Below are 15,241 nucleotides of genomic sequence, written 5' to 3'. Positions count from 1 at the left end.
TTCTCCTATAGCCAATTGGCCAAGACCAAAAGGTATACGTGTATAGCTATTGTACAAGTAAATGGAGGTGGCAAGGTGCTGCGGTGCATTCACCAAACGTCATCTCCGGAAGATAGAATGGCTCGGTTTATCGGCGTTTGCAGCGAATGTGGCTTCGGCATTCGACCGGAACAGGAGAAATATCCTGAATGCCCGAACTGCGGGCATTTCCCACTCCGGATCGAATAACTAAACGGCATCGCGCCGTTTTCGCGCCAGAACGCCGACTACTCAATTCGAACTGCAGGGACCGTCATCCCTGGAAGATAGAATGGCGGTTATTATTTTTGGCTGCAACTACACATATCTTTTGCTAAGTTACTCTTTTTGGCTACAATTAAAAATAAGATTAAGCGGTCTGTCGCGAAGGGAGCGGCTCACCAAATGACGATAATTCTCGTGCGAATACAGCACGATACTTACGATAGATGTTGTCTGTGAGTGTTCCCAGATTCGGGATTCCCCACTGGTTTGAAAGTTGTTGTAGCAGTCGATATCGCTCTTTGCCGAGTGAGATTACTTGTTGATAGCTGTTTTCGGTGTTGATCGGGAGATAGCACACGAAGGCAGTATAGCCTATCTCAGAAGCTGTGAATATCCCTTGGTCGACATAGTCGCGTGGCGCGAGTGCATTCCCTCCATTATCGACAAACTCTTCGATCGCATTGTGAGGGTATCCCATAACAGTTCCAAGACGTCGATGGTAGGCGTCATTCACAGTTTTCGTAGAAGGCAGCATCTCCAGCCACATGCTATTTTTTGCGACAAACCATCCCGGTGAGTCTGTGATTTTTTGATATTCGAGATTGAGAGAATCGAGCAGTTTCACAGCACAATGGGGAGTTGAAAGAGGACTCCACGGGCACATATCTGGAGGCGGATCAACAATTGTAGCTGGTTTTTCGTTAGCGAGCACGAGCGCAAGTCGTACGGGTTCTCTGAATGCTTCGCCGGTATTGCAAAATGCGCTGAAATACTCGCTTAGGACAAGTCGCTGATCCATGGACAGCTCTGGAATCTCAGACATGTCTATTCACCCTCCCGCCACCAGATGGTGTCCCGAGCGGGAGTCCGGGATTTGACTAATCCCTCTAATTTCAGGTCCTTTAGCTTATTTCGAGCAGTTTCGCCAGTACAGTCAAACCTTTCGACGATATCACTTGAAACGATAAATGGTGATTCGACGTCATCAAAGACACTTAGAACATCCTCGTGGGTGACTGATTCAACAAAGCGGCCATCGTCTCCCTTCTCGCGCATGTGCCAATATTTATCATCTCTCCATTTATCGTTTCCCATTTGGAATAGCCAATTGGCTATATGCTGGAAGGGTACTTTATAGAAGACGCTGCTTTTCCAGCTAATCAAGGGGTCCCATGGCAAGGCCTGGGTCTGAGAATTGTCCGCTGAATACGACGGCTTCCCGGCCGTCATGCTGAGGGTGCAGCTGCTAGTCCGTGTCGAGAACAGATTGGATGAAATTCCCTCTGTCGGATACCATATAACGGGGAATACCAATGAGAAGATCAGTTATTTCATTCTCATTTTTGAGTTTTGAGAGACTGTTAGATCCCCCTTGATGCATAAGGCAGGCTCTCACTTCCATTAATTAGTTGATAGATCTAGGAAGAGGGAATAGGCGACAAAATTAACAACTCTAGGTGTGTAATTCATTAGCATGAAAACACGTCGGAGTCTACTGAGATCTCTCTTTGGGATTATTGCTGGAGGTGGGATTGGATCTAGAGTGGCAAACTCTCCCAGTATAATTAATATGGATAAAAACAAAAACAGTTATCGGAATAAAAATATGGCAAGTGGTTATGTAGCCCTTCCTGGATTTTGCTTCAGCACGCTCTATACTCATCTTCCTCAGTTATTTCATTTCAAAAGGCATAGGCCGACGATTATAATCGATAAATTCGATTATGACAGGTTAATGGGTCGCGTAGTTCGAGAGAGAAGCAATCGGAACGTGCAAATTCGCGGTAATATTACAGAGACACTACGTCAGCGAGGAGATTTGAAGGTAATTGACTACTCCAAATATTATCGACCTGATGAGAAGGGGCGACTACTCGAACAGTACCAAAACGGTCTTGATGAACTCTCAGAAGGTACTCACGAGAGATTAGCTAGCCAAGCCTTGCGTGGCTATGAGAGATATGGACGTGGAGATTACGTAAAACCATTCCGTGACGGATTAGGTAATTGGGAAAGCAATGTTGACCGCCGAAATCGACTCCAGAAGAACAGAAAACGGATTGAGCGCGGACTAAACGACCCTAAGCAATTTAATAAGGACATAGCTGCCCAATATCTAGCAGCACTTACAGTCCGGGAGAAGTACGAGAAGGTTTCAAATCTAGACTTCGTGGGGGTTCTAGGTCAAGGGGAACAGGAAAGCATTGCACGTGTAGTTCGGTCTACAGACCTTGATATCAGCCTAAGCCAGAGCGGCGAAACCCTCCATCGAGTCGGACAACCGAGCATCGAGGAAACAGCCAACTATCATGAAATCTTTAACGAGATCCAAACAGCTGCTCACGTAGCTACTGGAGTCCAGCATCACGATTGGTTCACCGTTGGCCCTCGACTTTCGATAGCGATGTACCCAGAATTGTATGGTCAAGTCGATATGGATCGTATAAATGAAGACACGCGATCAGTAGCCAATGAAACAATGGATGTACTTCGATATCTAGATAAAGAAGCAGCAGACAACCAAATGATCCGAATCCAGTCAAAAGCTGAACGGATCGTAGAGCAACATGAGATGCCAAACCAGAAGGTCCAGAAGATAGCCGATCAGCTGAATTACCAGACGGATCTTGCTAATCACTCTCGTGATATTCGTTCTTTGATTGACTCAGAACGATTCTCGAAGGAATCGCTTTTGGTAGCCACCTCTGTGAAGTCAGACCCAACTGCTCGATGGACTACAGACCATATCTATCGTCGGGCAATGGAACTCCAAAACCGGCTCACACCAGTTTCTGTTCCTGATAATCAATTACTGTTCTTTATTGACCGGGGAGATTTCAAACGTGGAGCGGTCGGGAAGGATTGGTACCATCAGAACAGCCAACAGCAGCGTCCATGCGTACAGAATGGATAACTGTTACTGTGTTTCAGATTCTGTGGCCTGAGATCGAAGCATTAGTTTTAGACTCAATTCCGAATCATAGTCATGACTCTTAGTGAGATGTGTGATCTGCTCAATGAGTTCTGAGATAGTCATACCATCCGAAAGTGTGATTGCGTCATCCGCGATTTGAAGCTCAGGTACAACATCCATCTGATCAGATTCAATATCAATATTAATCCCTGTATCCTGCCATCCGTTTGGGGTGAACTGTGATCTCTCCGGTATTGATCGAGGTAATTCTTCCCCATGTTCATCTTCTATAGTTTGTACAATATCCTCAAAAAACCGCAATTGAGCTTCGCCTTTATCGGTGAGCTGTATGCGTTCATTCTCAAATAGGATACTATCTGCCTGAGCAAGTTGTTTTAATTGCCATCTAACCTGTTTCCGCCTTACTCCTTCGCCTCGATCCTGTTGCCGGCTTTCTACATCGGAGACGATCGTCGCTGTCTGCACTTGCTCCTGTTGATAGAGATCAATTCGATTCCCGAGTGAATTATTAACTCCAATAGAATGGAACACAAGGAAGAGAAGCGGGCCACGGGCTGAATAGAGGGGAGACAGACAATAATCGATATCAGAAGGATTCCCTTGGAAATCAATTTTGTCGAGATCAATGTCGAGCCGTCGTGCTAGTGATTTTAGATGGTTGAATATAGCATTTCCAGCTGCTGTAATCGCCAGGTCTGTTTTATTAACAAGCGAAACAGGAAGTTCCTCAAGTGCACTCAGATGCTTCGAGATTAATGAGGAAGAACGGTCCAGTGAATTAGCAACCTCTAGCTGGGTTTCATGCCCCCTTTTTAGTTCTGAGAGGGTCGCAAGCCGTGGCGGACTGAGAGTCCGGATTATCTCTCCCGACTCGCAAATGGTTGTTGTTTCCCTTACGGCCACTTGGCTGTCCATATTTTAAGCAAAAACAGAATTAGCAAATAAAGGTTTTGTACTCTTCCATATCCGTAGTTAGTAGAACAAACAGAATATATCCACCACTTACTAGCAATTTGGAACAGTACTAGGAATATTTTTATATAGTTGGAACTTAACATATGCGTATATGAGTGTTAGAAACACGGAACACTCTGAATCTACTAATAAAAAGAAAGTTCCAAAATCAGTGTGTCCGGAGTGTGAGGGCCGCTTAGTGGACGGGAACTGCGAAACCGTCTGCAAAGGCTGCGGGCTCGTCATTGAGACAGAGGGGATTGATCACGGTCCTGAGTGGCGGGCGTTCAACAGTCAGGATCGTGATCGCAAGTCGCGTGTGGGTGCACCAGTGACGAACACAATGCACGACAAGGGGCTCTCAACTGTGATCAGCTATTCAGACAAGGATAGCCAGGGGAACTTGTTGTCGGGACGCAAGCGTCGTCAGATGCGTCGCCTGCGAACCTGGAACCAGCGATCAAAAACTGGTGGCTCTCGTTCCCAGTACCAAAAACAAGCATTCGGAGAAATCGAGCGAATGGCGAGTGCACTTGGACTTCCCCAAGATGTTCGCGAGACCGCCTGTGTGCTTTTCAGGCGATCACACGATGAAGGACTAGTTAGTGGGAGATCGATCGAATCAGTAGCCGCTGGGACACTACACATTGCCGCCACAATGGTAGGTCTTCCTCGTTCGCTGGACGAAATAACCCACGTCGCTCGTGTGGCTCGAATCCCTATTGCTAGGGCAAAACGAGAAATCATCTGCGAATTCGAGCTCGCAGTTCAGCCAGGAGATCCAACTGCGTTTCTAGATCGGTTCGGTTCACAACTCGAGCAGACTGATGAGACGATTCGAATGGCACGTCGAATTCTCAAGACAGCACCGGATGAGTATCTTGGATCGGGGGCGAGCCCAGTCGCAATTGCAGCGAGTGCACTGTATCTCTCGGATCAGCTCACCCATGGCCGATCAGTGAGTCAACGGGCCGTAAGCGAGGTCAGTGGTGTTTGCATCGCTACAATCCAGAAACACCATCCCACTTTACAGGAGAATTTGGAGGAAGTCTCATGCGAGTAGAACAGTTGGGGGAGGGTGAGCCAGAGATTGCGATCGTTGGGTCGATCCACGGTGACGAACCATGTGGCGCGGAGGCAATCGAACGAGTGCTTGCTGATCCCCCTGCTGTGGGTCGGCCGGTGAAGTTTATCATCGCCAATGAGCGCGCGCTTTCGCGAGGTGTCCGATATACGGAGTCCGATTTAAATCGCGAGTTTCCAGGCGATCCAGACGCCGATACCTACGAAGCACAGCTTGCACACGAGCTACTGGAACAGATTGGTGGGTGCACAGTCCTATCGATGCACTCAACGCAGTCCTACGATCGACCATTTGCGATCGTCGACGAGACAGGGCCATTGTCTCGGACGATTTGTCCACAAATCTCGATCGACGCGCTGGTCGAAACAGGTGGCTTCGTGGGAAACACGCTCGTCGGCTACGTGAACGCCATCGAGGTTGAGTGTGGGATTCAGGGCACAGCCACCGCGGTGGAGAACGCTGAGAAACTCGTTTCTGAGTTCCTACGAGCAACCGGCGCGGTTACTGACGGTGGGGGTAAACCTGCCACCCCAGGAACAATTCCGGTGTATATGCTCCGTCATCAAATCACGAAAGATCCCGAATCAACATATTCCGTTCACGTCGAGAATTTCAGGCATGTTGAGACTGGGGAACCGTTCGCAACGATCGACGGCAAAGAGCGTCGGGCTGAGGAGTCGTTTTATCCGGTGTTGATGAGTTCGCATGGGTATGAACGCCAGCTCGGATATGCCGCTGAGTTGAGGGGGGTGATCTGAATGTCTCGCCGGCGAATCCGACATCAACCTATTCCCAATCGATCATCGACTCCCCTTCGATGGGGACGGAATGGAACGAGGTGGTGGCTGTGACTCAAAACCAGTGGAGAGTTCACGTGATGTCCACCGGACCCACCTTTCTCGTGTACGTCGGTGGTGGACGTTCGAAGACAATCAATCCGGATGGTGACATAGATGAATAAGACATGTACGGAGAAACACCGAGTGCAGAGAATCACCACCGATCACCGTATGGTAAATGAATATGATGGGGTATTTGGTGCGGTTGTGTGCCCGCACTGCGATCACCGAATCCCACTCAACGGAAACCCTATCGAATTCAGACTGACGGTGTCTCGCTGCTTCATGTGCCGAAGAATCATCCTCATCAATCTAAACGAAACTGGCGAGATAGAGAAAGCCCCCCACACGAAATTTTTGGAGGAATTATGACTTGTGACCACGAGCCCGAACGGATTAGTAACATCAGGTTGGATGGCTCGACAGTCGAAATCGAGGCTGAGTGTGAATATTGCGGAAAACAGCTTTGGGGGTCTGTGGAGTTGATGCCCGTAGTAGACTACTCGATTGGTGATAGATTTGAAGGCCCCGAAGGGCGCTATTGGACAATTTGTAATCCCAGGACTCCAGGACCCGCTGGATCGCCTGGCCTTAAAATTGATCAATTATATGACCAGTTGGAGGATCGTGCAGTTGGCGTTCATCTGAAAGCTAAAACTGGTGTCGATCAGTGGTTTCAGCAGGATCAATTCGAGTCCATGGTTGGTGACATTCTGGAGGAGCTCTGATGAGTCTCGCCATTGGCGAACTGATGTGTCCCAACTGTGGCCATCAGTTCGAACTGGAAGAGACTCTCAAAATTCGATAGCGTGGCCCACAAACAACTGAAGTCTCATGTCGTCGGTGTCGGCATATGTTTCCCAAGTCGATTCCACAAGAGCGTATTGACCGTCCGCCACAGCCAAAGGGTCGGTCGTTCGTTATCGACCAAGATGGCTATAGGATCGGACGACTGCTCTTTGAAGGCGGCGTCTGGTATCAGTTTCGAGAGACGCCATACGGTACCGTCGAGGAAGTCGTGGTGCAGAGGAATACGAAAGAATCGATTCCAGCTCAGAGATTGGGCCTCCCGATCGATTCGGTTGAGGAGGAGATTCTAAATGAGGAACGTAGAATCCAAAATATGACGGTGGCTGGCCTGCGTCTCCAGCGGCCATGTCTGGCCGCACAACTCCTCGACTGAGCAGCTGAGAGTGGGAAAATCTCCCAATAGTTTCAATAGAAAAATAAAAGTTTAAAAATAATTACAGAAGTTTTATATGTATTGAGGATGATATTCAAATGGATGCAGGTCACTCACCGAAAACTGCATCCAGCGAGGATCGAGTAGGACGTAGTGGACCCCTCAGCGGGGGAGGTTCAGGGTGTCAGGGATCCTACTTGTCACAGACGACTTCTCGCAGTTCTTCAAGAAGTTGAGGGTTGTGCTCTCGCAGCGTTTCAATATTCTTAGGAAGTTCTTCTTTGATTCGTCGACGGATGCGAGAGGTTGCTTGGTAGATTTTTTCGTCCTCAACATCCGCATCTCCAGTGATTCGTTCTCTCTCTGTGTCGGTAATTAGTCCGCGTGATTTCACGTCGGTACTGTAGTCCTTTATCCTAATAGTTGCTAATACTCGCAACTTCAATTGGTTGCGTATTTTCCTAACATTGCGAGTATTCGCAATGTTTATAGTGATTGGTGATATATTATACTACGCAGGCATTGAAACAAATCCTGTGGAGGTGAAATTAAATGGCCCTCACTCAATGTCCAAAATGCAAATTCGGATGGAACAATAAACAGCGAAAAAAGGCGGCAAAGACCGGCAAATGTCCCATCTGCGGAAAGCGAATCAGATAATACCAGTTCTATTCTGTAGGTAATATATAAAGATCTTTTTCATATATCTCACTGTAATGAAGGTATGGAACCAGAACTAACGGGGAAACAACATCAGGAGCTGGGGCAATACCTAAGCTGGTTCCGGGATGAACCACATCGAGACCCACTCAAAATTGCGCTTCTGATTTCAGGGGATCGGTCAGCTGCATTGATCAATCCAGACCCCTGGATATCACTCCGCAGTCCACTGACCTTCTGTGATGGAAGTGTAGAACTATTCAATCTATTTGGGTTAGAAAGTAGAAAAATCCGTGACATGCCGGCATGGATTGCTGCTCGAAATTCTCTCCGGTTGGATCTGCTGCCAACGAGGGTGAACAGTTGTGCGTCTTACCACCGACGGTTGGGAACCATACTGGGATATCCTGCCGACGCGATCGACTACTTCAGCAATTTTGATGAGATCACGGTCCCCGAACAATACGCTGAAGATTCTTCACTCGATGTTGAGGAGGTAGCATACACACAATTCGTGTTCTATATACCACGTCCTACATCGGAGGGATATCAACAAGCTATCAGTCTAGGCAAAGAGCGGTACTCCAGGCTGTGTATGTTAGCAGATCTGTGGCAGCTCCCAGACATCAAATCTCTAGCGGATGAAATTCGAGAAGAGTTCATCAGAACAATCGAATCTAACGAACAGAGGATTGCTCGGGAGAAACGTAACAGATTACTGAAGAAAGAGGGGTGATACATCATGGAACAACAGAAAGAAGTCGAGATGAAAATAAAAGTGACTGAAGAACAGGCACACAAACTTCAAGAGACACTCACTGAGTATGGGTCAATCTCAGAAATGACCGAACGGGATATCTACTTCACAGCACCTGTCAGGGATTTTCTTGAAACGAACGAATGCCTGCGGATCAGAGTACGAGATAACGAACCAGTCGAGCTAACGTATAAGGGTAAGACAACACCAGAGATGCAAGATCAGTTCTGGAAAGATGAGATCGATATCCCTATCGATGATGTGGAGGATGTGAGGCATATTCTCAAGGCGATTGGGTGTCAGGAACTCACAACCGTTGTTAAACATCGTCAGAAGGTTGTAGAAGATAGCATGGTGATTACGCTAGACGATGTGGAGGGGATCGATCATTACCTGGAAATCGAAAGTGCAGCGACAACTCCCGAAGAAGTGACGAAAGCACGGGAAAACAACAGAACCCTCCTCGGAGAATTGGGAATAGATAGCCCTGAAATCGTTGATGAACCGTATCGAGACCTCGTTTTAGAATGTCAACAAAACTGATATCCTCGTCCATAAAGAGCTAGCAGAGACTGTAGGTTATCGTCTGTCGGTTTTTCCAGCCCACTCGGACTGGCGAGTGTCCCTCTATCTCCACGATTCGGTTTGAACAGGTCTTCAAGGGCGCTGTCGGGCCAGACAAGTCGGTGAGTCGATCGACGACAACCAACTGTCCGATCGAAGGCACCGGAGCCACTCAGTGCAATCCAGCACGGAGGGCTATATGTGATGCACCAATCATCTACTGCGATCTGCTCGGCTCTCTCGAGGATCTCATGCTGACTTTCTCCAATGTCGTGAACGACGGGGCTTCCCGTACCGCAGATGGGATATTCGCCGGTCTACGGTATATTCAGTTCTCTCGTTCGAAACATCCCACTCTGTGGTCGAACGCCCAGGTATGCAGCTTCTTGTTGCCAGTCTTCCTCAAGTCTGAGTCTCGCACGTCTTCGGGCCAACTCACCGCGAGTGTACCGACACCACGTTTGACTCACTCAGTGATGATGGTCTCTGTGAGGATATGGTAGAAGTGGGTTTCACGTTCTGAAATTTTTCGACGCGCCCACATCGACCTTTTCCGAGGGGTCTATCTCACCCTCGGTGTCGTATTTTGCTCACGTGAAGTAGTGCTTGTCATGCTTGATGGAATTGCCAGGATGTAAGACGTATTCGTTGGGAAATGCGACTATGGCGAGGTTTGTGTTGCCAAGGTCAATATCTGCCCCCTGTCGCCTGCTGCGTCGTTTGTTTCGAGTTCGCCTTTGATGACGACACTACAGGTATGTTAGACGGTGAGTGTGCTTCGGTTGGAACGTACGAAGGAGTGGTACGTGTCGTTCGAGATAGTAGTGACAACGACCGAATGAATCTCGGTGATGTCATGGTCGCACCGTCACCGACTGAAATTAGGTGCATCTGCATCGACTGTTTGTTCGAGAAATGTGTCTGGTAATTCTTCCAATTCCCCAACCTGGACCTTCCATAGATTTGAGTACAACCCATCGCGCTCAAGAAGCTCTTCATGAGTACCCTGCTCTACGATCTCTCCATCATCAAGAACAAGTATCGTATCGGCGTTACGGACCGTCGAGAGTCGGTGGGCAATAGCGAAGGTGGTACGATCAGCACTGAACTCCCTTAGGGCTGTCTGGATCAACACCTCAGTTTCGTTGTCGACGTGTGAGGTCGCTTCATCGAGAATTAACAGATCTGGATCTGTGATTATTGCACGTGCGATGGCTATTCGCTGGCGCTGACCGCCCGACAGTTTCACGCCACGCTCGCCAACCTCAGTCTCGTAGCCGTCTGCAAGTGCCGTGATAAACTCATGAGCTCCACCCATTCTGGCCGCTTGCTCGATTTCGGCCCGAGAAACGTCTGGGGTGCTGTAGGCGATGTTCTCGCTAACCGTGCCAGAAAACAAGAACGGCTCCTGAGAGACGTAGCCGATCGCTGACCGGAGGTCAGTGAGCGCAATCGAGCTCAGATCGTGCCCATCAAGGCGAATCGCCCCTTCATCTGGATCATAAAATCGGGGAAGAAGTTTCGTCAATGTGGTTTTGCCAGATCCAGTTGGTCCAACGAGCCCGACAAATGCACCCGGTTCGACTTCGAAGCTGATCCCCTCGATTGCAGGCTCTTCGTCAGAATCATATCGAAACGTTACGTCTTCGTATGTAACGTTGCCGTCGATGTCGACGAGCGAGAGTGCGTTCTCCTGATCCTTAATTTCGATGTCGTAGTCTTTGAGCGCGAAGATACGAATTACCGAGGCTCGCGCGTCGTGATACAAGTCAATCAAGTGCCCCACCTGAATCAGTGGACTCGTGAACTGTCGATTGTAGGTGAGAAAAGCTACTAGCGTCCCAACTGACAATGGCTCGGTGAAGAACAGTGGTGGACCATTGAGAATCCACAACCCGCCGACTATCACGAGAACGCCGAAGCTGAGCCAGTTGACGACATTCATCGCCGGAAAGAAGCTAATACGTGTGGTAATCACATCCCATCGAGTATCGAGCAACTGTTTGGACGCATCATCGACCCGATTAGCTTCGAACGATTCCGCCGTGTAGGCCTTGACGACCCTGATCCCACTCAGACTGTTTTCAATCCGCGCGTTGAGAACTCCCACGCGCTGGCGAACGTCGTCGTACATCGGACGAATACGGGAGATAAACCATCGACTCATCACGGCCAATACTGGCACTGGAAGCAACGCGATGATCGCGAGCTGCCAATGCAGATAGAACAGAAACGCGGCGATGCCGATAAACCGGGCTCCGATCCGGAGTAGTTCATCAAGAAATCGCTCAAGCAATCGATTGAGTTCGTTTACGTCATCGTTGAGGATGCTCAGAATCTGTCCGGTCTGCTGGTCGTCGAAAAAGGCAATCCCAAGCTGCTGGATCTTCTCGTAGGCATCCGTCCGCACAATGTGCTGAACCGTTTGGGCGAATCGTCCCCATGCCCAACCGCTGATCCAACCGAGACCTGTGCTCGTTACTGCTGCAACTACTATCAGTCCCACCAAGACGAGAAGCTGGGGCCAAGGTTGCGTTGGCATCCAACTGGCAGGGACGAACGGTACATGGAACGGCGTCGTTTGGAGAAATACGCTGTCGATCACCACCTTCAGAAGATACGTGGGCAGAAGACTGACTACAGGAGAAAGGAGGGACGCCCCGAGTGCCACTGCTATCAGTGGTTTGTACTCTGCCCCATACTCCTGAAATAGTCGAGGAATAGGCCAACTAGTCGCTGCTTGGTCTTGTTCGAACAACAGCGGCTCGTCGTCAGTATCCTTGTCTGCAGTCATGATCCCTCTGTCTCGTTGAAATATGGTGTCTACAATGACACATCGTACTCCCGACCAATGACTGCGTAGATAACGTGATTTGTGGTGGTGTGCTAGTTACACTCAATATCTTTACCCACTATTTTCTTTGACACCAATCTAAGAATTAAGGACGAGGTTTAGTTCTGATTTTCTATGATTAGCTCGGGATATCCTTTGTTCTTCACCCGATGCCCCCTATTGAGATCAAAGCGCTTAATGATGGAATCGAATCGTTGTTCTTTCTCCGCTGTGAGTGTTCCTTCCATCTCAATCTCCACGAAAGTGCCCAAGCTATCAATCTGGTCGATTGTGATCACCACGTCACCACGTTCATATACCGCCCTTTGTTTGTCAACTACACACTCAATATTATAGCCGAGACGACGCAAAATCTCCCTTCCCTCCTCACCATTCTCAATCGAAACTTCAGTTTCTTCAGTTTCGAATTCGGAGCGGACTTGGTGGTAGTCCAAAGAGCTTGCTTCGGTTAGTTTGTCCTCTCTGAGTCGAAAATAGTGCCGAAAGCCAACTTCATCAGTCTCACCTACAATGTAGTAATGATCAATCTGTTGCTTTTGCACCGTGGCTTCGAATCCTCCTCTCTGTATACTCTGTTTTATCGGTTCACTATCTGACACTTGGAATTTTGCTTCTAGTTCCATGGTGACAAACCACTTATCTCAAATTTATTTGTCTGTTTATACGGAGTGCTGAGAGTGCTGTTATGCTTATCATTCTTCCAACTTCTTGACCTGGCCCATGGAATGTACGATGACCCTGGATGATTGCTTATGACATCTAGGAGAGTGAAGTGACTGGTGAGTATATTATAACTAGAATTGGGCGATTTTATGTTCAGACGAAATTAAACCTTCCACTAAGTGGCCTGTAGAAACGGTTTTTAAGAGGATATGCTTATTTGGTCGGATAGAAATTGTTAGATATGATCAGAGATGCTCGAGTGCTACGGGCCGGGTTCGTCCCTCGAGAAATCGAGCATCGGAATGCCGAGCTCAATCATCTTTCCAGTGTCTTTGAACCGATCAAGAGTGGCGAACCTACTGACACAGCTCTGGTGACTGGTCCTAGTGGGGTGGGAAAGACGTGTCTCTCGAAGTTCGTTTCCGAACGGTTGCGTGAGGAGGTTCTGGATGTCGAAACCACCTACATCAACTGCTGGCGCAATTATACGCGATTTCGCGTTCTGTATCAGATCCTTGAGGATCTGGGTGAGACGATCGATATTCACCGGCAATCAACTCCTCATGATGAACTGATTGCAAGAATAGAATCGTACGACGGTCCTCGACGGATAATCATTCTTGATGAGGCGGATCAGCTCGAAGATCCATCGATCCTATACGATCTCCATAGCCTGGATCGATTTGCGATCATCTGCATAGCGAATCGGGAGACAGAACTAATGTCTCACGTCGATGACCGACTCCGCAGTCGGCTACAGTCAAGCGAGCATGTTTGCCTGGAAAAATACCACGACGAACAGCTCATCGATATCCTTCAGGCCCGCGTTCGGTGGGGGCTTGAGCCCGATGTGATTTCTAACGACCAACTCGCGACGATCGCGAATAGTGCGGCTGGGGACGCCCGCCTAGCGATAGGCACGCTCCGATCAGCTGCGAGCGCTGCAACTCGAGAAAATCGTGACCGGATTGTTGACGAACTGCTCCAACAAGCAGCGACTGACGCCCAAGACCAACTCCATCAACGGAGTCTCGACTCGTTGACGCCACACCAGCAGTCCGTTTACGCCATCGTTCGCGAGCATGAGCCACTAAGTCCTGGTTCTATCTACGATCGCTATACGGACAGAGTTGACGAGCCCCGGACGAAACGCACGGTCAGAACGTATCTTCAAAAGATGGTTCAGTACAATCTACTGGTTGCCGACGGATCAAGTCGTAATCGCGAATATGCACTCGTCGATTCGTCGGTCGTCTCAACACCTCCCTGATTCCGGAAGCTGATTTTCTGAAATGGAATATTGGAGAATTCACTGTCGTAGCAAGCGCTCAGCGATGATCAGCTGGCACCGGAAATTCCAGAAACGACACGCCTCCGCTTAATCCCGAGAGCAGTGTTATCTCAACCATGAACGATACCAACGTCTCTGATCGACGGCTGGCAGTTTCACAGCCTGCCTCAGGAGCGAAGCGTAATCGCGATTTATGTCGTGACGCATCATTACCAGACAGTGCGACAGTGTTTCCGACGCTCGAGGCAGGTGTGACGCTACTTGATGGTGACCACGAGCGGATTGTTGCACCGCTCCAATCGCTCGTGGTCGATCACCTGCTCCTGAACGATGGTGTTGCGTTCTGGGTCGACGTCCATGGCTACGCCACCACAACACAGTTCGCACGGATTGCTCCCAGCCAGCAGCTGCTTGATCGCGTCCAGGTGGCGCGTGGATTCACCCCCTATCAGCATTACAGTGCTATCTGTGATCTACCAGCAGCGATCGAAGCACATTCAGATGAACCAGCGCTAATCGTCGCGCCGGCACTGGACGCCCACTACCAGAATGAGGATACACTCCCCACTGAACACGCTCAGACGCTCCTGAGTCGTGTTCTTGCACGCTTGCACCGATACGCAGACAAGTATGGGGTGCCCGTACTCGTCGGGCGCACGAGCGTGGATACAGCCACCGAGCCGATCGCAATGATCGCCGACCGACAGCTCCGCTGTGAGCAAACCCCGATGGGGCCACAGTTCGTCGGTGACGATTTCGAAACGACACTCTATCCCGTTGGCGACGGACTGTATCAGACCACCATCGGGTACTGGCGTGGGGTGCTGACCGCTCGTGCCAGACAGATCGGGTCGCCGATCGACGACGCACAGCTAGCGACCAGTCCAACAGCACCGGAGCCACTGGCCGCACTCCAGTACGGAGGCCGATAACGATGGGGCGCACCACCCCGACATACCGTGATGTACTCAATTCGCTCGAAGATCGCTGGGCAGAGTATCGTCGAGCGTTACGCACGCACGATCAGCCACGCTTCGATCAGCTGTTCAGCTACGCCCGTGAGCACGCTGACGCCAGTGGGCTGTTGAATCACCAGGAGCCATTGCTCCCGACACTGATCAGCATCGACCTTGAACAGGAGTCACGATTGGATGAACACGAACTAAGAATCGAAGCCCTAGAAGCTGCGATCGACGGCCAATCGGAGGACTGAC

General features: G+C 49.4%; 15 protein-coding genes and 1 pseudogene. 10 read left to right on the top strand and 6 right to left on the bottom strand.

What is annotated here, in order from left to right:
• Positions 1–388: 388 nt before the first annotated feature.
• Positions 389–1,066 carry a hypothetical protein gene (locus JXQ78_RS17845; protein ID WP_330633610.1) on the bottom strand — a complete coding sequence of 226 codons (678 nt, stop codon included), beginning with the start codon at positions 1,064–1,066 and terminating at the stop codon, positions 389–391.
• 2 nt (positions 1,067–1,068) lie between these two features.
• Positions 1,069–1,299, bottom strand: coding sequence for a hypothetical protein (locus JXQ78_RS17840; RefSeq protein WP_330633609.1), 231 nt, complete (start codon positions 1,297–1,299; stop codon positions 1,069–1,071).
• 514 nt (positions 1,300–1,813) lie between these two features.
• Between JXQ78_RS17840 and JXQ78_RS17835 the strand changes: the two genes are divergently transcribed.
• On the top strand, positions 1,814–3,157 hold the full coding sequence (locus tag JXQ78_RS17835) for a hypothetical protein (RefSeq protein WP_330633608.1): 1,344 nt from the start codon (positions 1,814–1,816) through the stop codon (positions 3,155–3,157).
• Positions 3,158–3,160: 3 nt separating this feature from the next.
• On the opposite strand, the gene JXQ78_RS17830 is transcribed toward JXQ78_RS17835, so the two are convergent.
• On the bottom strand, positions 3,161–4,093 hold the full coding sequence (locus JXQ78_RS17830) for a hypothetical protein (protein ID WP_330633607.1): 933 nt from the start codon (positions 4,091–4,093) through the stop codon (positions 3,161–3,163).
• Positions 4,094–4,244: 151 nt separating this feature from the next.
• On the opposite strand from JXQ78_RS17830, the gene JXQ78_RS17825 reads away from it, so the two are divergent.
• From JXQ78_RS17825 to cyaB (JXQ78_RS17800), 6 genes are all read left to right on the top strand, one after another.
• A complete protein-coding gene (locus JXQ78_RS17825) occupies positions 4,245–5,195 on the top strand; it encodes a transcription initiation factor IIB (RefSeq protein WP_330633606.1) in 951 nt (316 codons plus the stop codon).
• A complete protein-coding gene (locus tag JXQ78_RS17820) occupies positions 5,186–5,974 on the top strand; it encodes a M14 family metallopeptidase (protein WP_330633605.1) in 789 nt (262 codons plus the stop codon). The genes JXQ78_RS17825 and JXQ78_RS17820 overlap by 10 nt, the downstream gene beginning before the upstream one ends.
• A gap of 449 nt (positions 5,975–6,423) precedes the next feature.
• Positions 6,424–6,783, top strand: coding sequence for a hypothetical protein (locus JXQ78_RS17815; protein WP_330633604.1), 360 nt, complete (start codon positions 6,424–6,426; stop codon positions 6,781–6,783).
• A gap of 125 nt (positions 6,784–6,908) precedes the next feature.
• A complete protein-coding gene (locus JXQ78_RS17810) occupies positions 6,909–7,238 on the top strand; it encodes a hypothetical protein (protein ID WP_330633603.1) in 330 nt (109 codons plus the stop codon).
• 724 nt (positions 7,239–7,962) lie between these two features.
• Positions 7,963–8,634, top strand: coding sequence for a hypothetical protein (locus JXQ78_RS17805; protein ID WP_330633602.1), 672 nt, complete (start codon positions 7,963–7,965; stop codon positions 8,632–8,634).
• Between the two features lie 6 nt (positions 8,635–8,640).
• Positions 8,641–9,198 carry a class IV adenylate cyclase gene (gene cyaB / locus JXQ78_RS17800; protein ID WP_330633601.1) on the top strand — a complete coding sequence of 186 codons (558 nt, stop codon included), beginning with the start codon at positions 8,641–8,643 and terminating at the stop codon, positions 9,196–9,198.
• A gap of 382 nt (positions 9,199–9,580) precedes the next feature.
• Here the strand turns inward: cyaB (JXQ78_RS17800) and JXQ78_RS17795 are convergent.
• From JXQ78_RS17795 to cyaB (JXQ78_RS17785), 3 genes and pseudogenes are all read right to left on the bottom strand, one after another.
• Positions 9,581–9,964: pseudogene (locus tag JXQ78_RS17795) on the bottom strand (RNA-guided endonuclease TnpB family protein); the annotation flags it as partial.
• Positions 9,965–10,087: 123 nt separating this feature from the next.
• Positions 10,088–12,013, bottom strand: coding sequence for an ABC transporter ATP-binding protein (locus tag JXQ78_RS17790; RefSeq protein WP_330633600.1), 1,926 nt, complete (start codon positions 12,011–12,013; stop codon positions 10,088–10,090).
• Between the two features lie 158 nt (positions 12,014–12,171).
• Positions 12,172–12,696 (bottom strand): class IV adenylate cyclase, encoded by a 525-nt coding sequence (gene cyaB, locus JXQ78_RS17785; protein WP_330633599.1) that lies wholly within the window; start codon positions 12,694–12,696, stop codon positions 12,172–12,174.
• A gap of 281 nt (positions 12,697–12,977) precedes the next feature.
• On the opposite strand from cyaB (JXQ78_RS17785), the gene JXQ78_RS17780 reads away from it, so the two are divergent.
• From JXQ78_RS17780 to JXQ78_RS17770, 3 genes are all read left to right on the top strand, one after another.
• Positions 12,978–14,006, top strand: a complete 1,029-nt coding sequence (locus JXQ78_RS17780; RefSeq protein WP_330633598.1) for a Cdc6/Cdc18 family protein — start codon at positions 12,978–12,980, stop codon at positions 14,004–14,006.
• A gap of 137 nt (positions 14,007–14,143) precedes the next feature.
• A complete protein-coding gene (locus JXQ78_RS17775; protein WP_330633597.1) occupies positions 14,144–14,959 on the top strand; it encodes a P-loop NTPase family protein in 816 nt (271 codons plus the stop codon).
• 2 nt (positions 14,960–14,961) lie between these two features.
• Positions 14,962–15,240 (top strand): hypothetical protein, encoded by a 279-nt coding sequence (locus tag JXQ78_RS17770; RefSeq protein WP_330633596.1) that lies wholly within the window; start codon positions 14,962–14,964, stop codon positions 15,238–15,240.
• Position 15,241 lies beyond the last annotated feature (1 nt).

Source organism: Halocatena halophila (assembly GCA_027563145.1).
Lineage (GTDB): Archaea > Halobacteriota > Halobacteria > Halobacteriales > Haloarculaceae > Halocatena > Halocatena halophila.
The sequence above is the reverse complement of the archived record's forward strand: the minus strand, read 5'-3'. Positions and strand labels throughout refer to the sequence as shown.